Source organism: Streptomyces sp. NPDC090119 (assembly GCF_044747085.1).
Lineage (GTDB): Bacteria > Actinomycetota > Actinomycetes > Streptomycetales > Streptomycetaceae > Streptomyces.
This window is the reverse complement of the sequence record NZ_JBIVDK010000001.1, coordinates 1,268,930-1,289,463: the sequence shown is the minus strand read 5'-3', so window position 1 is coordinate 1,289,463 and position 20,534 is coordinate 1,268,930. Positions and strand designations below refer to the sequence as shown.

Annotated in this window: 13 protein-coding genes and 2 pseudogenes; 4 read left to right on the top strand and 11 right to left on the bottom strand. The window is 72.4% G+C overall.

Annotation, left to right across the window (positions count from 1 at the left end):
* Positions 1 to 9: 9 nt before the first annotated feature.
* Positions 10 to 1,497, top strand: coding sequence for a CoA transferase (locus tag ACIPPM_RS05875; protein ID WP_401443465.1), 1,488 nt, complete (start codon positions 10 to 12; stop codon positions 1,495 to 1,497).
* Between the two features lie 339 nt (positions 1,498 to 1,836).
* Here ACIPPM_RS05875 and ACIPPM_RS05870 read toward each other — a convergent pair whose 3' ends face one another.
* From ACIPPM_RS05870 to ACIPPM_RS05850, 5 genes are all read right to left on the bottom strand, one after another.
* Positions 1,837 to 2,304, bottom strand: a complete 468-nt coding sequence (locus ACIPPM_RS05870) for a DUF1772 domain-containing protein (RefSeq protein ID WP_401443463.1) — start codon at positions 2,302 to 2,304, stop codon at positions 1,837 to 1,839.
* Positions 2,305 to 2,451: 147 nt separating this feature from the next.
* Positions 2,452 to 3,219, bottom strand: coding sequence for a glycoside hydrolase (locus tag ACIPPM_RS05865; RefSeq protein ID WP_401443460.1), 768 nt, complete (start codon positions 3,217 to 3,219; stop codon positions 2,452 to 2,454).
* A 42-nt stretch (positions 3,220 to 3,261) separates the two neighbouring features.
* Positions 3,262 to 5,385 carry a glycoside hydrolase family 6 protein gene (locus ACIPPM_RS05860; protein WP_401443457.1) on the bottom strand — a complete coding sequence of 708 codons (2,124 nt, stop codon included), beginning with the start codon at positions 5,383 to 5,385 and terminating at the stop codon, positions 3,262 to 3,264.
* A 171-nt stretch (positions 5,386 to 5,556) separates the two neighbouring features.
* Positions 5,557 to 5,988: a PaaI family thioesterase gene (locus ACIPPM_RS05855; protein ID WP_401443455.1), complete on the bottom strand. Its 432-nt coding sequence runs from the start codon at positions 5,986 to 5,988 to the stop codon at positions 5,557 to 5,559.
* A 1-nt stretch (position 5,989) separates the two neighbouring features.
* Positions 5,990 to 6,364 carry a winged helix-turn-helix transcriptional regulator gene (locus ACIPPM_RS05850; protein ID WP_401443453.1) on the bottom strand — a complete coding sequence of 125 codons (375 nt, stop codon included), beginning with the start codon at positions 6,362 to 6,364 and terminating at the stop codon, positions 5,990 to 5,992.
* 104 nt (positions 6,365 to 6,468) lie between these two features.
* On the opposite strand from ACIPPM_RS05850, the gene ACIPPM_RS05845 reads away from it, so the two are divergent.
* Positions 6,469 to 7,026 (top strand): carboxymuconolactone decarboxylase family protein, encoded by a 558-nt coding sequence (locus tag ACIPPM_RS05845; RefSeq protein WP_401443451.1) that lies wholly within the window; start codon positions 6,469 to 6,471, stop codon positions 7,024 to 7,026.
* A 4-nt stretch (positions 7,027 to 7,030) separates the two neighbouring features.
* Here the strand turns inward: ACIPPM_RS05845 and ACIPPM_RS05840 are convergent.
* The 3 genes and pseudogenes from ACIPPM_RS05840 to ACIPPM_RS05830 form a co-directional block, all read right to left on the bottom strand.
* A pseudogene (locus tag ACIPPM_RS05840) lies at positions 7,031 to 7,462 on the bottom strand (AbfB domain-containing protein); the annotation flags it as partial.
* Positions 7,463 to 7,525: 63 nt separating this feature from the next.
* Positions 7,526 to 9,859, bottom strand: a pseudogene (locus ACIPPM_RS05835) (AbfB domain-containing protein); the annotation flags it as partial.
* A gap of 247 nt (positions 9,860 to 10,106) precedes the next feature.
* A complete protein-coding gene (locus tag ACIPPM_RS05830) occupies positions 10,107 to 11,585 on the bottom strand; it encodes a dienelactone hydrolase family protein (RefSeq protein ID WP_401443449.1) in 1,479 nt (492 codons plus the stop codon).
* An 89-nt stretch (positions 11,586 to 11,674) separates the two neighbouring features.
* On the opposite strand from ACIPPM_RS05830, the gene ACIPPM_RS05825 reads away from it, so the two are divergent.
* Positions 11,675 to 12,622, top strand: a complete 948-nt coding sequence (locus ACIPPM_RS05825; RefSeq protein ID WP_401443447.1) for a MerR family transcriptional regulator — start codon at positions 11,675 to 11,677, stop codon at positions 12,620 to 12,622.
* A gap of 23 nt (positions 12,623 to 12,645) precedes the next feature.
* Here ACIPPM_RS05825 and ACIPPM_RS05820 read toward each other — a convergent pair whose 3' ends face one another.
* On the bottom strand, positions 12,646 to 15,624 hold the full coding sequence (locus tag ACIPPM_RS05820; RefSeq protein ID WP_401443445.1) for an ABC transporter substrate-binding protein: 2,979 nt from the start codon (positions 15,622 to 15,624) through the stop codon (positions 12,646 to 12,648).
* Between the two features lie 201 nt (positions 15,625 to 15,825).
* On the opposite strand from ACIPPM_RS05820, the gene ACIPPM_RS05815 reads away from it, so the two are divergent.
* On the top strand, positions 15,826 to 18,138 hold the full coding sequence (locus ACIPPM_RS05815) for an ATP-binding protein (RefSeq protein WP_401443443.1): 2,313 nt from the start codon (positions 15,826 to 15,828) through the stop codon (positions 18,136 to 18,138).
* Here ACIPPM_RS05815 and ACIPPM_RS05810 read toward each other — a convergent pair.
* Together ACIPPM_RS05810 and ACIPPM_RS05805 are read right to left on the bottom strand one after the other, a co-directional pair.
* Positions 18,102 to 18,566, bottom strand: a complete 465-nt coding sequence (locus ACIPPM_RS05810; protein WP_401443440.1) for a response regulator — start codon at positions 18,564 to 18,566, stop codon at positions 18,102 to 18,104. The genes ACIPPM_RS05815 and ACIPPM_RS05810 overlap by 37 nt on opposite strands.
* A complete protein-coding gene (locus tag ACIPPM_RS05805) occupies positions 18,563 to 20,347 on the bottom strand; it encodes a PP2C family protein-serine/threonine phosphatase (protein WP_401443437.1) in 1,785 nt (594 codons plus the stop codon). Before ACIPPM_RS05805 ends, ACIPPM_RS05810 begins: the two co-directional genes overlap by 4 nt.
* Between the last annotated feature and the right edge of the window lie 187 nt (positions 20,348 to 20,534).

The window sequence follows — 20,534 nt, the reverse complement described above, 5'->3', positions numbered from 1 at the left end:
CGAAGAAGCATGGACCTCACGCAGAAGATCAAGAAGTCGATCGCCAACCCGGCCACGGACGACGCGTTCGACGTGTACGCCGAGGCGGCGGAGGTGCTCGCGGGCATCGGCCTGAAGCCGGGCGACACCGGCGGTGACCTCACCTTCGAGGGCGCCGACCCGGTCGTGCCCAGCACCCTGCGCCTCGGCGCGGCCTCCGGGATCGCGCTGGTCGCCAAGTCGGCCGCCGTCGCCGCGCTGTGGAAGGACCGCACCGGCCGCGGCCAGGACATCCACATGGACCTGCGCAAGGGCCCGCACCGGCTGTGCCCGTTCTACGAGCGGAAGTGGGAGCTGCTCAACGGCTATCCGGGCGGCACCCCGTCCATCATCAACATGGCCTTCGTCAACAACTTCTACCGCAGTGCGGACGGCCGTTGGATGATGCCGTTCAACATCTACCCCAACATCAAGGTCGCCGCGCAGCGCCTGCTCGGGGTGGGTGACGTGCCCGAGGACGTCGAGGCCGCGATCTCGAAGTGGGACGCGCGGGACCTGGAGCGGGCGGGCGCCGAGGCCGGGTGCGTGATGCCGATGGTGCGCACGCCCCAGGAGATCCTGGACGAGGAGCAGTACCAGCAGGTGCTGTCGAAGCTGCCGCTGGTGGAGATCACCCGCATCGGCGACAGCGACCCCGAGCCGCTGCCCGCCGACCCGGTCGCGCCGCTGGACGGGGTGCGGGCGCTCGGCATGGGCCACATCATCGCCGGTGCCGGGGCCGGACGGGCCATGGCGCTGCACGGCGCGGACGTGCTGAACCTGTGGCGGCCGACCGAGCTGGAGCACGACGTCACGTACAACTCGACGGGTGTGGGCGTGCGTTCCGCGACGGTGAGTCCGTACACCGAGGAGGGGCTCGCCCTCATCCACCGGCTCCAGTCGGAGGCGGACGTCTTCTACGCCAACCGGCGCCCCGGCTTACTGGACCGCATCGGCATGTCGGAGGAGGAGGCGATCGAGCGCCGCCCCGGTCTGATCTACGCCACCGTCTCCCTGAACGGGCGGACCGGCCCGTGGCAGGACTACCTCGGCTTCGACCAGACGGCAGGCGCGCTCACCGGTCTGCTGCACCTGGAGGGCGACGGCGACAAGCCCGCACTGCCGCCCATCACGGTGGTCAACGACTACCTGGTCTCCTGGTTCATGACCGCCGGTATCGCCGAGGCACTGCGGCGCCGTGCCATGGACGGCGGCAGCTACCGCGTCCACGTCTCGCTGTCCCGCGTCGCCCTGTGGATTCTCTCCATGGGCATCTTCGATCAGGAGTACGCGAAGCAGATCGCGGGCACGGGCGAGCTGCACGCCTACCCGGACCCCGACGTCTTCACCGCCGAGACCCCCCTGGGCCACTACCAGGGCGTCACCGACCAGGTCCGCATGTCCGACACCCCCGGCGCCTACCGCCAGATCCTCGTCCCCCGCGGCTCCCAGCGCCCGGAGTGGCTGACCACCGCCTGACGCACCACGCCGGGACGGTCACGGCCGTCCCGGCACGGTCCGCCTCAACGCACGGCGGCGCTCACCGGCCCCGCCAGGACGGGCGGCTCACCGGTTCTCCAGACGGGGCGTACGAGCGTCCGGCTCATCCGCCAGCCGCCACCGGTGAGCCAGAACTCCGCCTCCCAGACCCCGCCCACCGTGAACAGGGGGTCGGCGCCCTCGCCCCGTGCCGGCCTTGAACCGGCGGAGGGCCTCCTCCGTCAGCCGTACCGCGCCCTCGGCCGTGCCGACCGGTGTCGCCGTCCGCATTCGACCTCGACAAGGCTTGAGGTCAAGGCCCCCTCACCGGGGAGCGTCTCACCCGACGACGCAGGCCAGGGCCGTCAGGACGAACGCGCCCGTGGCGAACAGCGTCCGTACGGTGTGCAGCGCCCGCCACCGGCCCTCGAACGCCGTGCGGGCGGCCCGCTCGTCCCCCCGCTCCCGCGACGAGTCCAGCGCGTTGTTCAGGGGGATGTTGCCGACCGCGGTGATCGTGTGGCCGACCAGCGCGCAGGCGGCCGCCGCGCCCAGGAGCACCGTGGCCTCACCTCCGCGCCCCTCCGGTGCGACGAAGCAGGAGACGAGTGGGAGGACGGGCGAGCCCAGGAAGAGGAGCAGGAACAGCGGGCCCGGCACCTTCCGGTTCACCGCCCTCATCACCAGGGTGAACGACGCGTCGTCCACCTCTCCGAGCGCGGGCATGACGCCGGACTGGAACGCGATCATGTATCCGGCGTACAGACCGGTGCAGCACAGGGCGAGGATCTCGATCGCTTCCGACATGGCGGTCATCATCGCGGCTCGGGAATGGCGCACACAGGTATGGTTTCGGACGCGCCACGGGGTGCGCGGCCGGTTTCCGACGCGGCGGCGCCGGGGTCGTGCGGCGTCTCGGGACGACGGCGCACGACCCCGGCGAGGGTACTCAGGTCAGTTGACGCCCACCGAGAAGCTGGTGACCGCCAACCCCGCGCCGTTCTCCCAGGGTTCGAAGCCCGCCTGGACGCTGGTGAGGTACCAGTCCGGGGTGGCGAGGCCCTGGGAGACGGTGTGGTCGATGAACTCCTTGATGTCGAAGTTCAGTCCGGACAGGGACGAGGGAGCGACATAGGAGATCACGTCGTTCGAGCCGTTGCTGCCCCGCCACACGTCCCAGGTGTGCCCGGCGAGGGTGACGGTGCCGGTCACCGAGCCGATCGGCTGGATGGGCCCGGTGCGGTTGAGCCAGATCATGATCTCGGTCTTGTTGACGCCGTCCGTCTTCGGCGTCGGGTCCAGCCAGATGTCGTACGCGGCGTCGTACACCGCCCCGCCGACGTACTGGTACGCGATGCTGCTGGGCGCGCTGCCGATGCTTCCGATCCGCTTGGGGAGGTTCGTGCCCGGCGAGCAGTTGGTGTAGTGGCAGCCCGCGAAGATCGAGGGGTACGACTTCGGGGCGCCGTTGGTGGGCACGGAGCCGTCGGCGCGGGTGAGCTGGAAGCCGTCGCCGACCTGGGTCACGCACTGCGGGGCGGAGGTGCCCCAGGCGTTGTTCTGCACGACGTAGCCGCCGGGCGTGGTGACCGAGCCGAACTGGTCGCAGACCTGTGCGTCCGCCTCGGCCGCGCCGGAGGTGGCGGTGAGGGCGGTGACGGAACCGGCGGCCAGGACCAGGGCGGCCACGAGGGGGCGTAACTTGCGGGACTTCAGGTGCATGGGGGGAGTTTCCTTCCGTACCTGCGTGGGGGGGACTGCGCTTTACGGCTCGACGCCCCAGGCGAGCGTGCCGTTGACGTAGACGGTCACCTTGGGGGCGTCGGCGTACGACGTGCCCGTGCCCCGGCTGTAGTCGTCCGCCTCGTCGAAGTTCGACCAGTCCGACTTGGCGACCCGGAGCTGGAGGTCGCCCGTGCTCGCACCCGCGGCCAGCGAGCCCGAGGTGAAGGTGACGTCGAGGGTGCGGTCGGCGCCGGTGCGGGCCGCCGGGAGCGTCGTGACGGAGGTCTTCACGGCGGAGCAGCCGAGCTGGGCGTAGTCGCACCACGTCTGGTAGCCCGCGGCGGCGGACTCGCCGGTGAACCAGTACCGCACGGTCACCTTGGACAGATCGACGGCGCCGGAGCCGGAGTTGACGAGCTGGATGCCGGGGCGGATCTGGTTGTCGGCGGCCGAGGAGTCGTTGTTCTTGTACTGCGCCTTGAGCCCGGTCGAACCGCCTCCCCCACCGGACGCCTTGGTGGTCGCGGAGAGGGCCGCCGAGGCCGCCGAGACGTTCCCGGCCGCGTCCTTGGCCTTGACCGTGTAGGTGTAGGTGGTGGCGGCGGACAGGCCCGTGTCGGTGTACGAGGTGCCGGTGGCGCTGCCGACCTTGGTGGCGCCCCGGTAGACGTCGTACCCGGTCACGGCGGTGTTGTCGGTGGCCGCGCGCCAGGTGAGGGAGACGCTGTCGGCCGTCGTGGCCGTGGCGGCCAGTCCGGTGGGTGCGGTCGGCGCCTGGGTGTCGCCGCCTCCGCCGCCCGAACCGCTCAGCGGCGGGTAGGCGTTGGCGAGCAGCTGCCGGAACTCCGCCGAGAACCAGTGCCCGGCCAGCGGGGAGTTGGGCAGGGCGCCGGTCGGGTTGTTGCCGTTGCGCCCGTTCCCGGCGTACGTCGGGTCGCACATCCGGTCGAAGCCCTTGCCCTCGTCGTTGTCGAGCGGCTGGCTGGCGCCGTCGGACTCACCCGGGGGCTTGGCCCAGACGTACGCGTCGATGCCGGTGTCCGGCGCGGTCGCCGGGCGTTCGCCGATTCCGGCACCGCTCTGGTTGCACCAGTTCCCGGCATGGATGCGCCGGTCGATACGGCCGCCGTCGACATAGGCGTCCACGCTGGTCGAGGGGCCGGGACCGGTCGGCCGGGCGGAGCCGCCCCAGCCGTTGCGGGAGGTGTCGATCAGCATGCCGATGCCGCTGTCGAAGCCCTGGGCGACGAGGGCGGAGCGCAGCCCCTGCGCGAACGTCGTCTCGTCGTCGTACTGGTTCCAGTCGATCCACTTCGACTGGCGCACGGTGGTGCCGTTGACCGTGTCGGTGATCTTGACGTGGGGTTCGCGGGTGGCCGAGTAGTTGGCCGTGTTGACGATGAACCCCGTCACGTCGTTCACGGTGGCGCCGCTGGTGGTCGCCGCCTTCTTGAACTCCTGGGCGGACGGCACCAGGTTGGAGTCCCAGCCGAGCCAGCCGTGGTGTCCGGCGTCGATGTAGTTGTAGGCGTTGGGCAACGCGCCGAGCTTGTGCAGGGCGTAGCCGACGCCCTTCTCGTAGTTGCCGTTGGCCTTCATGGTGGCGCACTGGGGCGTGGAGCCCGCCGTGCCGCCGGCGTTGGTGACCAGGTTGGGCAGCGAGTCGGGCTCGATCAGGTTGACGATGCGCAGGCTCGCGTACGCGGGGTCGGCGAGGACGACCGCGATCGGATCGATGTAGTCGGTCTGGTAGCGGCCCAGTTCGTCGGCGCCCAGCTCGCCGTTGGAGGCGAGGGCGGCGCAGTCCCGGCCCGGCAGGTCGTAGATCACCAGCTGGACGAGGTTCGCGCCCTGCGCCTTCGCCGCGTCGAGGTGGGCCTTCAGGCCGCGCGCCTCCGAGGTGCCCTTGATCGCGGCGATCCGGTCCAGCCAGACGAAGGTCGGCTGGTTGGACACCGCCGAACCACCGGGCTCCGCGGCCGCCTTGGCCGACCAGTCGGGGTTCACGTACGGCTTGGCGCCCACGTAGGGGTTGTCCAGCTTGGCGGCGGCCGAGGCGTGCTGCGGCAGGGCGCCGAGGGAGAGCGTGCCGAGGAGGGCGGCGGCGGCCAGTACGGCGGCTCGTCTCGGGGCGTGCGGGTGTGCGGCTCTACGGGAGGACATGCGGGTCTCCTGAAGGTCACGGTGAGCGGGTGGGGGGTACGGCAACGCGCTGACGGTGCCCGGCAACGGGCCGTGCACCTACCTTGGGAGCGCTCCCACCGTGCGGCCGCTCAACGGAACTGTCAACACCTGATGCTCGAACTCGCGTTGACGGCCGCACCTTTGGCGGCTTCAGTTCCCTCGCGCGGGCTCCGGCACGGCGATGGTCCCCTGCGCCACCGCGCACAGCGTCACCTTGCCCGCGCCGTCCACCACCGACAGATCGCAGCGGCACACGACACGGGACCGGCCCGCCCGCACGACCTGGGCATGGGCGCGCAGCAACGTGCCCTCGGCCGGGCGGAGGTAGTCGATGGTGAACCCGGCGGTGAGCAGCCGCGCGCCCACGACGGTGCCCGCGGCGAACGTCAGCGTGTTGTCCGCCGCGTAGGCGAGCACGCCGCCGTGCAGGAAGCCGTTCTGCTGGCGCAGGTCGTCGCGGATGTCCAGCTCCAAGGTCGCCTCCCCGTCCCCGAAGGCCACCAGGCGGGCACCGAGCAGATTGCTGAACGGCTGGGCCGCCAACACCTTCTGGGCGAGGGTCAGATCTAGGGCGTCCGTCACTTCACACCTGGTCTTCCGTGTTCGTCAGGGGGTCGCCGGGCCGCTCGGCGAGGGTCTCGGCCCAGCCCTCGGCCCAGCGGGTGAGCGGACCGAGGGCGCGGCAGGCTTCCTCGCCGAGTGGGGTGAGGGTGTAGTCGCTGTCGTCCCGCTGGGCGACGAGCCCCGCCTCGGCGAGTTCGAGGAGGCGTCGGCGCAGGACGCTGGAGGACATGCCGTCGCAGCGCTGCTGCAGGGACCGGAAGCCGCTCGGCCCCTGGTGCAGCTCCCAGAGGACGCGCAGGCTCCAGCGCCGCCCGAACAGGTCGAGGGCGGCCATGATCGGACGGCCGGTGGCGGACCCGCGCACCGGCAGCCCTGGCCTGGGTGCCTCTGTCATGCGACCCGACATCCCCCCTGGTGCTTCGTTTTCCGAAACGCTAGCATCCCTGTCGCTTCGGAAACAGAAGCAGAGTCGGGAGAGACCAGAGTCGGGAGAGACAAGTGACCGCTCGTATCGCCCCCGTGTCCCAGCCCTATCCGGAGTTCGCGCAGGAGCCACTGGCGCGCCTGTCCTCGCCGGAGGGCGATCCGCTCGTCCTCTTCACCACCCTGGCCACCGACCGGCGGCTCTTCGAGCGCTTCTTCGGCGGGGGCCTGCTGGACCGTGGGCAGCTCACCCTCAGGCAGCGCGAGATCGTCATCGACCGCGTCACCGCCCGGTGCGGAAGCGAGTACGAGTGGGGCGTGCACGTCAGCGTCTTCGCCGAGAAGGCCGGACTGACCCGTGAGCAGATCGTGTCCACGCACGCCGGTGGCCCGGAGGACGGCTGCTGGTCCGCGGAGGAAAGCTGCCTGGTGCGGCTCGTCGACCGGATCGACGCGGGCTGTCGGCTGGACGACGCGGACTGGTCGGACGGCCTGCGGTACTTCACCCCGCAGGCCGTCCTGGAGATCCTCATGCTCTGCGGCTACTACCGCACGGTCTCGTACGTCACGGGCGGCCTGGACCTCCCGCTGGAGCCGTGGGCCGCGCGGTTCGCGCAGTACGGGACGTCCTGAACCGTCACGGTGCCCACGGCGCCGCCAGGGTCCAGCTGCTGTCCGCCGTCAGGGTCTGCGGACGGTTGAAGCCGTCGCCCGCGGTTCCGGCGGCGATGTACACCTGGGCCTCGAAGTGGCGGAGGTAGGAGCCGGGCAGGTTGAGCGACTCGAAGGTGACGCCGGTGCCGCTCAGGCCGGGGCGGGCGCAGAAGGTGGCGTCGGCGCGGAAGAGGGCGGAGCCGTCGTCGGGCGAGTTGCGGGCCCGGCTGTCGGCGTGCCGGAGGAACTGGCCGGGGAAGTTGACCGACTCGAACGAGTAGCAGGAGGAGTCGGCGAGCCCCCGGCGCACCGTGTAGGTGGCGTCCTGCTTGAGCTGGGCGCTGCTGCCCGCGTCCACGACCTCGGTGTAGGCGAGGCTGTTCGCGTGCCGCAGGTAGCGGTTGGTGAAGCCCCAGGTGGTCACCTGGAGGGAGCGCCGTACGTCGGTGGGCAGGAGGACGGAGCTGCGCCACAGCGCGGGCTGGGCCACGTCCCAGGTGGCGTCGGCGGTGAACGAGGTGGCGGTGTCCCAGGCGTTGGGGCCGCCGCTGCGGGCGAGGTACACGTTGTCGGCGTAGTGCCGCAGATAGGAGCCGGGGAAGTTGGCCGACTCGAACGAGGTGCCGCCGGAGGCGAGTCCGGGCCGGGCGCACCAGGTGGCGTCGGCGGCGAAGGAGCCGGCGGTGTCGGAGTCGATGCGGACCCGGCCCGAGGCGTGGCGCAGGTAGCGGCCGGGGAAGTTCACCGACTCGAAGGAGTAGCAGCGCGGGTCGGACAGGCCGGTCACGGTGCGGAACGAGGCGTCCTGGCGGGCCCCGTCGGCCGAGGCACCGCTGAGCACGTCGGTGCGGGCCGGCGAGTCGGCGTGGCGCAGGTAGCGGTCGGTGAAGCCGGGCGTGGTGACCTTGAAGGACCGTACGTGCCCGAGGGTGAGCGGGGCGGGCGAGTTGAGGTTGCGGGAGGCGGCGATCAGGTCGCGGTGGGCGGTGCGGAGCCGGGCGGTGTCGACCTTCTGCACCCGCCGGTCGTAGCTGAACAGCCCGTTGTACTCGCCCTCCACGTCGGTGATCTCGGTGTAGACGTACGCGGAGACCCCCTTGGTGGTCATGAGCTGCTGTACGTCGCGGACCATGCCGGTGTAGCGGTCGTCGAGCTGGGCGCCGCTGGAGACCTGCTCGTAGGCGAAGAACTGGCCGTTGGGGCTGTACTCGTGGCCGGGGGTGCGCAGTCCGATGCCGCCGAACTCGCCGAGCACGGAGACCCTGGAGTCGGTGGGCCTGGGTGCGTCGGGCCCGGTGTAGACGTGCCAGTCGAGGATGTCACCGGTGCCCGGATCGCCCTTGGACTGGCAGCAGTTGTAGCCGCTGTGGGGGTTGACGAGGCGGGAGGGGTCGTAGTTCTTGAGGTCGGTGGTGACGCGCCGGGTGGCGTTCAGGTCCCACTCGCCCCAGCCCTCGTTGAACGGGACGTAGGTGACCACGGCCGGGGAGAAGCGGTGTTCGTCGATGATCTCGCGGGCCTCCGACTCGAACTCGGCGGTCTGCGCGGAGGTCCGGTTCTGGTCGGCGGCGGTGGTGGAGGGGATGTCCTGCCACACCAGCAGGCCGAGCCGGTCGGCGTGGTAGTACCAGCGGGCGGGTTCGACCTTGATGTGTTTGCGGACCATGTTGAAGCCGAGGTCCTTGTGCTTCTGGATGTCGGAGGCGAGGGCGGCGTCGGTGGGCGCGGTGTACAGGCCGTCCGGCCAGAACCCCTGGTCGAGGGTGCCGATCTGGAAGACGAACTCCCCGTTGAGGGTGGGCCGCAGCACGCCGTTCAGCATCTTCTTGCCGATCTCGCGCATGCCGAAGTAGCTGGTGACGCTGTCGACGGCCGCGCCGGAGGCGTTGCGCAGGGTGACCTTCAGGTCGTAGAGGAACGGGTCGTCGGGCGACCATCGCCGGGCGTTCGGCACGGGTACGGAGAACTCGGTGAAGCCGCCGGTGGCGCTGCCCACCACGGTGGTGCCGTTCAGCGCCTCGGCGCGCACGGTGTGCCCGGTGACGTCGCCACGGGTGAAGACCTTCACGCGGGCGGTGTTGGTGGCCAGGTCGGCGCGGATGTCGACCGAGTAGATGGAGGAGGCCGGGGTGGGCTCCAGCCACACGGTCTGCCAGATGCCGGAGGTGGGGGTGTAGAAGATGCCGCTCGGGTTGGCTACCTGCTTGCCGAGGGGCTGCTTCTCCCCGCGCCCGTCGGTGGGGTCGTAGACCCGTACGACGATCTCGTTGGTGCCGCCGTTGAGCCGCGCGGTGATGTCGGTCTCGAAGCGGTCGTAGCCGCCTTTGTGGGTGGCGACCTGGGTGCCGTTGACCCAGACGGTGGCCTCGTAGTCGACGGCGCCGAAGTGCAGTTGGACGTGGCGGCCGTTCCAGCTCTGGGGGACGGTGAAGGTGCGCCGGTAGAACATCAGGTCGCGGTTGTCGTTGCGCATGATGCCCGACAGCGCGGACTCGACCGGGTACGGGACGAGGATGCGCTCGGGGAGGGTCTGACCGAGGGGCGGGGCGGCGTTGCGGTTGACGTTCCCGGCGCCGTCGGTGGGCGGGTTCAGGAACTCCCACTCACCGTTGAGGGACTGCCAGTCGGGCCGCGTCATCTGCGGGCGCGGGTACTCGGGCAGCGGGTTGGTGGTGGACACCTGGCTGGTCCACGGGGTGGTCAGCGGGGGCGTCTTGGGTACTACGGCGGCGGCCGCGGTGCCGGTGGTGCCGACGAGGATTCCGCCGACGGCCATCAACAGGGCCGCCACACAGGCGATCAGGCGACGCATCGAACTCCTCCAGGGCAGAGCTGGACGGGCAGGACGGTGCGCGGATTCCGTGGCGCTGACCATCGTGCGGGCCGGGAGCGGGAGTCCGTGCGGTGGGACGGGCGGCGCGTGAACGGGGACGAACCCCGCACCCCGGCCCGGGCGTCGGCCCGGCGGTGAGGTGCGGGGAACGTAGCACGGAACATTCTTCAACGGAATCACTCAGGACCGATCAGAAACCAAACCCGTTCGCCCGCGTGGGTGTGGATCAGGCTCCGAGGTGGCCGAGCACGCGGCCCATCGCCTCCCGTATGACCGAACGCGCCTCGTCGGTGTGGTCCATCGTCTCGAAGCCGTGACGGCAGTGCGGGGCGGTGATGACCTCCACCTCGGCGCCGCACTCACCGGCGGCTGCCAGGAAGTGCTCCACGGTCGCGTCGAGCATCGGGTCCTCCAGACCGACGCGCGTGAGCACGATCGGGAGGTCCCCCGCACCGCGCACCGCCGCTGCCGGACGGAACTGGTCGGCGTCCGTGCCGCGCCCCGGAAGCGGCTCCAGCAGGGGGTAGTTGGCCGCGACGCACCGCAGCCACGGCGGAGGCGCGGAGAGCCACGGTGCCGCCATCGGGCTGCCGCCGGAGAAGAACCAGAGGGCCACTCGGTCGCCGTCGACCCGAGGGTGCGCGCGGATGAGGTCGACGGCCGCGGACACGTCCTCGGCGGCCCGGGCGAGGTCGTCCGGGGCGTGCAGGCTGTGGTCCAGCGTGACGCCCACGGCTCCCAGTTGGGCGGTGAGTGCGCCGTACCCGGTGAAGGCCGGCCAGTCCCGTGGTGTCGGCTGGATTCCGGCGGGCAGCGGGCCGCCGTGCACGAACAGCACGGCGGGGCGCGGCTCTTGGTCGTCGGGCAGATAGAGGTCGACGTGCTCCCCGCGCTCCCGTGGCCGGTCCGGCACCTCCACGGCGAACGGCCGCAGGTGGTCCGGGACATGGTCGGCGGGGAGCGCGAGGCTCTCCCCCTCACCCGCCGCGGCCTGCCGCAGGGCCTTGGCCAGCAGGTCCGGCTCGGACAGCATCGGCCAGTGTCCGGTGGGCACTTCGAGGAAGGTGTTGCCCGGCTGGGTGAGCTGGCTCAGCCGGGGGACGCCGAGGGAAGCCATCCAGCGCAGCCGGTCGATGGTCGAGCCGTCGGCCGGGCACAGGACCCCGGTCCTCGGGATGCGGGCGGCGCTCTCGGAGAGCCGGAGCGGCTGGGTGAGCGTGGCGGCGGGCTGCGGCAGGGCCCGCGCGGCGAGCTTGTCGAGTACGGCCGGGGTGAGCCCCTCGGTGCTGCCCATGCGCTGCCATTCCTCGCGCGTCGGCGGCGGCACCTCGGTCGCCCCGCTCGCGGGGCGGGGCAGGGCGGGGAGTACGTCGAGGGCGGTGTCGCCGTCCTCGGGCAGCCCGGCCGCGTCCAGGTGGACGACCCGGACGACCCTGTCACGGCGCCGGTCGGCGGCGCCCAGTGCGGGGAGCAGTCCGTAGCCGTGTCCGACGACCACCACCCGCTCCCCCGCCGCGTCGATCTGGCGGATCACCTCCGCGATGTGCGTCTCCAGATCGGAGGAACTGCCCTTGGAGAGCGTCGCGCAGAGCACCCGCGCCCCCGCCCGCCGCAGTACCGCCGCCACCCGGTCCCACACCCAGTCCCCCGTGTGTGCCTCCGGCACCAGGACGAACGCGGCCTCGACCCCTGTGTCCACCGTCATCCCCGACTCCTCCCGCTGGTCCGGCGCGGCCCTGTCGTCGGCCGCGCGCGCCGCTACCGTAGGAACTCCCCCTGGAGGAGGTTCAAGGCGTGACCGGCAGTACTTCGTGGAGCATCGGGGAACTCGCCGCGCGGGCGGGCGTCACCGTGAAGACCGTCCGCTTCTACTCCGACCAGGGGCTGCTGCCCGAGACCGGACGCAGCTCCGGAGGCCACCGCCGCTACGGCCAGGAAGCACTGGGGCGACTGCGGATGATCCGCTCCCTGCGCACCCTGGACCTGCCGGTGCCGGACGTGGGCCGGGCACTGGAGCGGGACGACGCGCTGGAGGGGCTGGTCGCGGACCGTCTGCGTGAACTGCGGCCCCAACTCACCTCGCTGCGCTGGCGGGAGGCCGCGCTCCACCTCCTCACGGACTGCACGCCGGACGAGCGGGCCTCGCGGCTGGACCTCATCGGCGCCATGGGCCTGCCGCCCGACACCGACGTCCTCGCCCGCTTCTGGCGGCGGTGGCTCTTCCCGGCCCGGCTGCCCGCACCCCTGCTGGCCGGGATCGTCGACACGGCGGTACCCGCACCGTCCCACGACCCCACCCCGGCGCACGTCCTGGCCTTCGGGCGGCTGCGGGCGATCGCCACGGCACCCTGCCCACCGGGCCTCCTGGACCGGCCGCCCGCGCCGAAGCGGTTCGGCGACGGCTTCCGCCCCGCCGTCCTCTACTCCGGGCTCACGGAGGCGTACGACCTCGCCGCCCCGGAGCTGCGGGCCGGGCGGGCCCCGGCCGGGGGCGCGGCGCTGGACCGGTTCGTCGGGGCCTGGGCGGAAGCCGGAGGTGCCCGCGACGACGCGGCGTTCCGGCACCGGCTGACCGGTGTCCTCGCCGACGAGCCCCGCCTCGACCACTACTGGGACGTGGTGTCCGAGCTGGCGACCCCGCCCGGCGCCGCACCGGTGCCGACGCCGGGCGCGGCGGAGGCGTGGCTGCGCGAGGCGCTCAGCGGCACGGCCGGAGACGGGGACGCGATCGTGCGCGTATGACTCGCGGCCGACCCCGCACGGGCCTAGGGGCGCGGTTGCGGGGACGACGGCGCCTTGCGGTTCACGTCGCACTCCTTCTCCGTCAGGGGGCGCCGGTCGCCCGCGCGGCGGGAGCAGAGGACGGTGCGGTCGTAGTGGGCGCCGCCGGTGTTGGCGACGCGGACCAGGGAGATGGCGTAGTTGTCGCGGGTGCCCGGTTCGAGGCCCTGGTCGTGGGCGTTGTCCTGGGTGACGGCGGTGAAGTCGATGCGGCCGGTGGCGAGGTTGTCGATGTTGGTGCGCAGGAGGCCGGACCACGCCTCCGCCCGGCCGCGTGGCTGTCCGTCGCCGGTCGCGGCGCGGTAGAGCACCTCGGTGGCGTCGTGCATGAGCATCGTCTGCCCGTCGCTGAGCGCGCTGTCGGTCTGCGGGGTCGCCGCGCTCAGGCCGAGGATCTTCTCCTGGTCGGGGCCGAGTTTGCGCAGGTTGTTGACGAAGATGGTGCCCTGGTTCTTGGTGCCGGGGGCGGTGAGGACCAGGTGGTAGAGGGTGACGTTGGCGGCGACGCTGCTGCGCTCGGAGTCGAAGCCCGCCTGGGAGAGGTCGTCCCCGGCGAGGACCGCGATCTGCTTGCCGTTGCAGCCGGGCTCGGAGGTGATGCCGTCCATCAGGGCATTGACGTCCTCGGTGCGGCCCGCGAAGTAGACGACCCGGGGCACCTCGCCCTCCTGGCAGATCTGATCGACCTGGCGGCCGAGGACCGGGCGGCCGTTGCTCAGTTCGTACCGTTCCAGCCGGTCGACGCGGTAGCCCACGTCGGTGAGCATCCGGGCGCCATGGTCCATCTGCTCGCGGGTGTAGCGGTCGTGGGTGACGGGGCTGCGGCCGAGGACGACGGCCCGGCCCGCGGTGCCGTAGCCGTGGGTGCCGGGTGCGCGCAACTGCTCGGCCAGCAGCCTGAGTTGCCGCACCTGCCACTGGTCCGTGGCGGCCAGGTTGAAGAAGTTGGGCTTGTCGAGCAGCCAGGTGCCGGAGTTGGTGCCGGAGACGACGGGGAGTTCGGCCTGCCGCAGGGTCTCCAGCACCTGGTCGGTGTCGGTCATGTCGCGCCCTATGCCCACCACGCCGACGATCGTACGGTCCCGGCGCGCCACCTCCACGATCCGCTCGGCCATGGTGGCCTGGTTGGCCATGTCCGTGCCGCCGTTGGCGACCAGCAGGCGCAGCTTCACCGGCTGGGAGGCGTTGTTGGCACGCTGGGCGATATAGGCGCCGCGCAACTCCTCGAAGCCCTTGACCAGTTGGTCGTCGTTCTTGCCCTCCGGGTCGGGTCCGCTGAGTGGACCCGCGTAGACCAGCGTGACGTAACCGCTGTTGCCGATCGACTCGTTCTCCTGACGGATGAGTTCCTGGAGCTGCCGTGCGACCGGGAAGGTGACGCCGCCGGTCGCCACGCCGACGCACTCGGAGCCTTTTCCGCTCGACGCCTCGACACGGCGGGTGTCCTGGTTGGCGCCGCGCAGGTCGCTGGAGCAGTACTGGCTGGTCAGCCGGTGGTCGCGGACGCCGAGCCCGAGCCCGGTGGCGGCGAGGACGAGGGCCAGTGCGGGCAGTGACCACAGCCAGGTCCAGCGGGGGCGCCCGGTGGACAGCCGGGAACGGCGCGCGGAGCCGACGCCGAGGTCGGGGTGGAGCAGCAGCCCCTCCGGCAGCGGCACCCGCAGCACCCACGGCAGGGTGCTGCCCTCCAGGCTGGGCGACTGGCTGACCCGGCGGGCGCGGTTCCAGCTCGCGTACCAGGCGGGCAGGTCGGCGCCGGAGCCGTTGAGATGGCTCGCGGCGGGCTCGGCCGCGTAGCTGCGCTGGAGCAGGCCGATGTCCTCGTGCCGTACGGCGGCGATGACGAGCAGTGGGTCGAGTTCGCTGCGGATGCTGCGGATGTCGCTGACGGCGCGCAGGAGTTCGATGAGGCCGTTGTCGGGGGTGGCGTCGGGCAGGACGAGCACCGGCGGGGTGGGGCGCTTGCGGCCGCGCAGGTCCAGCGACCAGGCGCGGTGCGCGTCGCGCAGGTCCTCACGCAGGGCGTGCACCCGCAGCTGGAGGTGGCGGCGCTGGGCGTCCTCGTCGCCGCTGCCGGTGCGGTGTTCGTCGAGGAGGCCGCCGTCCTGGATGTCCCGCGCCACGGCGGCGACCCGCTGGCGCACCGCGCCCGGCGGCCAGAGCCGCAGCAGGCGCCAGGTGAGGCCCTCGCCCCGGTCGGCGCGCGGGCCCTGGTTGAGGTAGGTGGTGCTGAGGAACCAGCGGACCTCGCGGCGCAGCCCGAGGAACACCGGCGCGCGTCCCGGCAGGATGCTCAGGGCGAGCAGCGCGGCCATCACCACGGCGAGGAACAGCAGTGTCACGTACCAGGGCTTGTCGGTGATCAGGACCGCGACGACCGCGATGAGCAGGGCGGGGACGGTCCGGGAGGCGTCGGTGGCGGCGTCCCGCAGCCGGGCCGTCCACTGGATGCCGCCGGGCCGCCAGCCGGTGCGGTTCAGTCCGTGCAGCAGCTCGTCCGGTTCGGCGTCGGGCCCGGCCTCCCGGACAACGTTCTCTATGGCGAGGAGCAGCTCGCTGCGCGGGAAGGTGTACTGGCCGTACTGGCGTCCGCCGCCGCGCCAGGCGTGCGGCTCGACGTACGGCTCGCTCCCGGAGCGGGCGGGCTTGCCACCGAGAGCCTGGACGACCCGCAGGGCGCGCACCATGGGGCTGCCGCCGTCGGTGGGGTCGACGAGCGCGGACTGCCGGACGGCGGCGAACGGCACTCCACGGGCCCGTAGTTCCTGCCGCAGCTCGGCGAGGCTGCCGCGGGCGGCCTCGTCGCCGTCGTGCGTGCCGCCCTCCGCGTACAGCACGAACTCCGGCAGTGCCATGGGGCTGCGGCGCCGGAACGCCTGGAAGATCGCGTCGAGCATCTCGATGAGATGCGGGGTGGTCGCGTAGTGCCGTCGGCTCTCCGCGCTGCCCGGCAGGGTCACCAACTCATCCTCCTCAGGGTCGACTTCGTACTCCGTTCGGACAATCAGTGCTGTGCAGTCTGCCCAGCCGGTGTGCCGTGCGAGGGAGAGTGGCACAAATGTGACCAGGCCGCGGCGGGACGGGCATCAAAGGACGGAAGCGGGCGATCGGCGGGTGGCTTTGCGATCATTGGCCTTTCGCCGATCGAAAAGAGTGGGTCTCGGATGGACGAGGACTGGTTGTCCCAGCGGGTGCGCAACGCGGAGGCGTCCGTCGCGGGCGGCTTCGACCTGTCGGCGTGCGTGACCGAGCGGATTCACCTGCTGGGCGGTGTGCAGTCGTACGGCACGCTGCTGGCGGTGGACGCGGCGACCGGGCTGGTGGACACCGCCGCCGAGAACACCGGGGCGCTGCTCGGGGCGGACGCGGCGGAGCTGGTGGGGCGGCCGGTGACCGCGGTGCTGGACGCGGCGGACTGGGCGGAGGCGGTGGAGTCGGCCGTCGAGGGCGATGCGGTGGCCGTGGCCTTCCCGGTGACCGCGGGCGCGGAGCCGGTCCGGTCGGCGTTCGACCTGGGGGTGCATCGCCGGGACGGGCTGGTGATGCTGGAGTTCGAGCCGCGGGAACCGGGCGACACGCTCCGCTTCGCCGGTTTCTACCAGGGTGTCCGGCGGGCGCTGCGGCGGCTGCGGTCGGCCACCACCGTGCTGGACTGCTGCCGGGCGGCGGCCCGCGAGGTGCGGGCGCTGACGGGGTACGACCGGGTGGTCGCGTACCGCTTCGACGGCACCGACGGGCCCGGCGAGGTCGTCGCCGAGGACCTCGCCGAGGGGCGCGAGCCGTGGCTCGGGCTGTGGTTCCCGGCGACGGACATCCCGCCGCAGGCCCGGCGGCTGTACGAGGAGAACTGGATCCGGGTGATCGCCGACGTGAACGACCCGACCGCCCGCCTGCTGCCCCCGGTCCGCCCGGCCACGGGTGAGCCGCTGGATCTGTCGGGGGCGGCGCTGCGTACCGTCTCGGAGTTCCATCTGGAGTATCTGCGCAACATCGGGGTGCGGTCCTCGATGTCGGTGTCGCTGCTGCGGGAGGGGCGGCTGTGGGGGCTGATCGCCTGCCACGGGGACACTCCCACCCGGCTGGCGCCCGAGGTGCGGTCGGCGTGCGAGCTGTTCGGGGTGGCGTTCTCCATGCAGCTGGCCGCCATCGAGGAGCGGGAGCGGGCCGACGCGCTGGCGCGGTCCGGTCGGGACGCGGCGGCGGTGGCCGAGCTGCTGGACGCCGATGTGGACGGTTCGCTGTTGCGGCACGAGGCGGAGCTGCGGCGGCTGGTGGACGCCGACGGGGTGCTGCTGGTGCGCGGCGGGCGGGCGTCCGGGGCGGGCCTGGCGGTCCCCTCGGAGCTGGCCGCCGCGCTCGGCCGGTACGCGGCGCGGCTGCGGTCCGGCGAGGTGTGGGCGACGGACCGGCTGGGCGAGCTGCTGGCCGAGGACGGCGTGGACGTGCCCCTCACGGCGGACGGTCCGGCCGGGGTGCTGATGCTGCCGCTGAGCCCGGACGGCGACTACCTGGCCTGGCTGCGCGCGGAGCGGCCGCTCCCCCGCGCCTGGGCGGCGGACCCGGCCCGGCCGGTGCTGGTGGGTCCGCGCGGCGAGCGGCTGACCCCGCGCGGCTCGGGGGCGGTCTTCCGGTCGATGATGCGGGGCCGCAGCCTGCCGTGGAGCACCCACGACGAGGCCGCCGCGCTCGAGATGGGACGGCTGTTCACCCGGCTGGTGCTCCGGCACGCCGATGAACTGGCCGCGCTGAACGACGAGTTGCGGCTGACCAACCTGGACCTGGACTCCTTCGCGCATGTCGCCGCGCATGACCTCAAGGAGCCGCTGCGGGGCATCGCCAACGCCGTCACCTTCACCCTGGAGGACGCGGCGGACGGCCTGGACGCGACCAGCGTGCGCCGACTGGAGACGATGCGGCGGCTGGCCGCGCGCATGGACGACCTGCTCAACTCCCTGCTGCACTACGCCCGGATGGGCCGGGCGGGGCTGCGCCGCACCGATGTGTCCCTGGACGAGATCCTGGACCGCGCGCTGGAGGTGGCGGGCCCCCGCCTGGCCGAGGAGGGCGTGACGGTACTGCGCCCCGAGCCGCTGCCCCGGGTGAGCGCCGACCCGGACCGGGTCTACGAGATCCTGCTGAACCTCCTGGTCAACGCCGCGAAGTACGCCGCCGACCGGCCCGACCGCACGGTGGAGATCACCATGGAGGACGCGGTGCCGCCCGGCGCGGACTCCGCGGTGCCCGCGGTGGTGGTGCGTGACAACGGGATCGGCATCGCGGCGGAGCTGCACGAGGAGGTGTTCGACCTGTTCCGGCGCCTGCACGCCCCGCAGGAGCACGGCGGCGGCACGGGGGTCGGCCTCGCCGTGGTCAAGCGCATCGTGGAGCGCCACGAGGGACTGCTCTGGCTGCGCAGCGCGCCCGGCGAGGGCACCGCGTTCTACTTCACGCTGGGCGAGGACCGGCCCGCCGACTGACCCTTGTTCTGCTGCCAGTAGTCCAGGGCGCCCTTGAGGACGGTACGGAAGAGGTCGAAGTTGAGCGGCTTGTAGATGTAGCTGTCCGCCCCGGCCGCGTAGCAGGCGTCGACCTCGGCCGGGGCGGTGGAGGAGGTGAAGACCACCAGGGTCATCTCCGCCAGCTCCGGCCGGGCGCGCAGCGACTTCAGCACCGCGAAGCCGCTCATGCCGGGCATGTTGAGGTCGAGCAGCACGATGCCGGGCACCTCGGGGGCGGCCAGCAGCCGGTCGACCAGGCCGTCGCCCCGCGAGGTGAACTCCAGCCGCAGGTGCGGGTGGGTCCGGGACACGGCGCGCTCGATGGCCTCCGCGTCCTCCTGGGAGTCCTCCAGGACGAGGACGCGCTCCATGTCGACGGGCTTCAGGGGTACGTGGTCGGGTGTCATCGCTGTCCTCTCACCCGTGCGATCAGCACGGCCGTGTCGTCGTCGCCCAGGTGCCGGAACGCGGAGGCGGCGGCCACGATCCCGGCGGCCGGTTCGTCGCCGCCCGCCAACTCCCGTACGGCGGCGGGCAGGTGTTCCTCGAAGTGGGTTCCGTCGGCCGAGCGGGCCTCGATCAGCCCGTCGGTGAACATCAGCACGGCGTCGCCGTCGCCGAGCCGGACCCGTACGGGCTCGTACGTGGTGCCGGGGACCACCCCGAGGAGCAGTCCGTGCGCGGGTACCTCGGTGACCTCGCCGTCGGCGCGGCGGAGCAGCGGCAGGGGGTGGCCCGCGGCGGCGATCTCGGCGTCCCAGCCGCCGTCGGCGGGGGTGAGGACCACGACCAGGGCGGTGACGAAGCGGGTGGCCCGCTCGTCGGTCAGTGCCCGGTTCAGCCTGCTCAGCGCGGGGCCGGGCGCGGTGCCGTCCTCCAGCAGCGTGCGCAGGGTGTGCCGGGCCAGGGCGGTGAAGGCGGCCGCTTCCGCGCCACGGCCGCACACGTCGCCGATGAACAGGGCGACCTTGCCGCCCGCGGCCACCACGTCGTAGAAGTCGCCGCCGACGTCGAGGCTGGTGTCCCCCACCTCGTAGGCGGCGCTCAGTTCGAGTCCGTCGACCTCGGGCAGTGCGCGGGGCAGCAGATGGTGCTGCAACAGCCTCACGTGCTCGCGCCGTTGGGCGTAGAGGGTGGTGGTGTCGATGGCGAGGGCGGCGCGTCCGGCCAGGTTCTCCAGGGTGAGCGGGTCCGCTGTGCCGTCGTCCTCGCCGCCGTAGAGGAACGTGAGGGTGCCCAGGGTGCGGCCGCGAGCGCGCAGCGGGCTGACGCTGAGCGCGGACAGGGCGAAGGGGGCGTCGGCCGTGTCCGGGGCGAAGGGGCCGCCCGCCAGGTCGGCGCCGCGCAGCACCACGCTGTCGCGACCGGCCGCGGCGGCGCACAGGGTGGCGTCCAGCCAGGGGTCGTCGTGGGCGATCCCGGCGAGCCGTTCCTGTGCGGTGACCGCCACATGGGCCACGGCCACCGGTTCGAGTCGGCCGTCGGGGCGGAACAGGTGCACCGCGCACCCCTCGGCGACCGCGGGCACGGCGAGCCGGGCCACCCGGCCGAGGGTCTCCTGCGCATCGAGGCTGGCGTCCATCTGGAGCGACGCCTCGGCCAGGAAGGCGTCCCGGGCCTGCCGTCGCTCGTCGGAACGCGCCGCCAGGATGCGCTCGTTGCTGGCCATCAGCACGTCGGCCACCTGCGCGAGCTGTTCGCCGAGCCGCTCGACGGTCACCGGGTCGGGCAGGTTCTCCAGCCCGACCCAGAGGCCGGCGGTGTCGCCGGTGGCCAGCGGGAAGACGCACTCCAGTACGACGGCGGCCTTGGAGTCGAGCAGCGTCCCCTCCACCAGGGGCAGGTGCGCGCGGTCCGGTCCGGCCAGGTCGTGCAGGCGGGACAGGGGCTCGTCGCCCGCGTCGGGCGAGGGCGGAAGCGTGGGACCGCCGGGCCAGTCGGGTGCCGTGGGGAGCCAGGTGACGGGGTTCTCGCCGCCCGCGGCCAGCAGCCGCATGTACTGAGGTTCGCGGACGCCCCAGCGGGCGCCCACCACGACGACCGCGCCGGGCAGCTGGATCAGTGCGCGGTACACCTGGTCCGCGATGCCCGTGACGTCCTCGACGGCCATGGCGTCCAGCCAGAGCCGGTGCAGCCATTGCCACCAGGCGCCGGGCGCCGGGGGCGACGGACTGGCCGGATTGTTCACGCGGGTCTCTCCATGGGTCCCCATGCTAGGCGCAGTGGCCGGGATGGCACCGTACGGGGTGCTCGCCCGTGGAACGCGACGAATTCGCCGGAGAAATACTCTGGGCGGAGAATGTACTGGCGTCACGATTTCACACCGCCGTCGGTGACGAATGGGCAACGATTTCAAAATGTCGCGGCATGGGGGG

What these genes read in the sequence shown, in the direction of transcription:
- ACIPPM_RS05810 (WP_401443440.1), bottom strand. Translation starts at nt 18,566, where the DNA reads ATGACACCCGACCACGTACCCCTGAAGCCCGTCGACATGGAGCGCGTC.
- ACIPPM_RS05860 (WP_401443457.1), bottom strand. Translation starts at nt 5,385, where the DNA reads ATGTCCTCCCGTAGAGCCGCACACCCGCACGCCCCGAGACGAGCCGCC.
- ACIPPM_RS05830 (WP_401443449.1), bottom strand. Translation starts at nt 11,585, where the DNA reads ATGACGGTGGACACAGGGGTCGAGGCCGCGTTCGTCCTGGTGCCGGAG.
- ACIPPM_RS05865 (WP_401443460.1), bottom strand. Translation starts at nt 3,219, where the DNA reads ATGCACCTGAAGTCCCGCAAGTTACGCCCCCTCGTGGCCGCCCTGGTC.
- ACIPPM_RS05875 (WP_401443465.1), top strand. Translation starts at nt 10, where the DNA reads ATGGACCTCACGCAGAAGATCAAGAAGTCGATCGCCAACCCGGCCACG.
- ACIPPM_RS05815 (WP_401443443.1), top strand. Translation starts at nt 15,826, where the DNA reads ATGGACGAGGACTGGTTGTCCCAGCGGGTGCGCAACGCGGAGGCGTCC.
- ACIPPM_RS05870 (WP_401443463.1), bottom strand. Translation starts at nt 2,304, where the DNA reads ATGTCGGAAGCGATCGAGATCCTCGCCCTGTGCTGCACCGGTCTGTAC.
- ACIPPM_RS05850 (WP_401443453.1), bottom strand. Translation starts at nt 6,364, where the DNA reads ATGACAGAGGCACCCAGGCCAGGGCTGCCGGTGCGCGGGTCCGCCACC.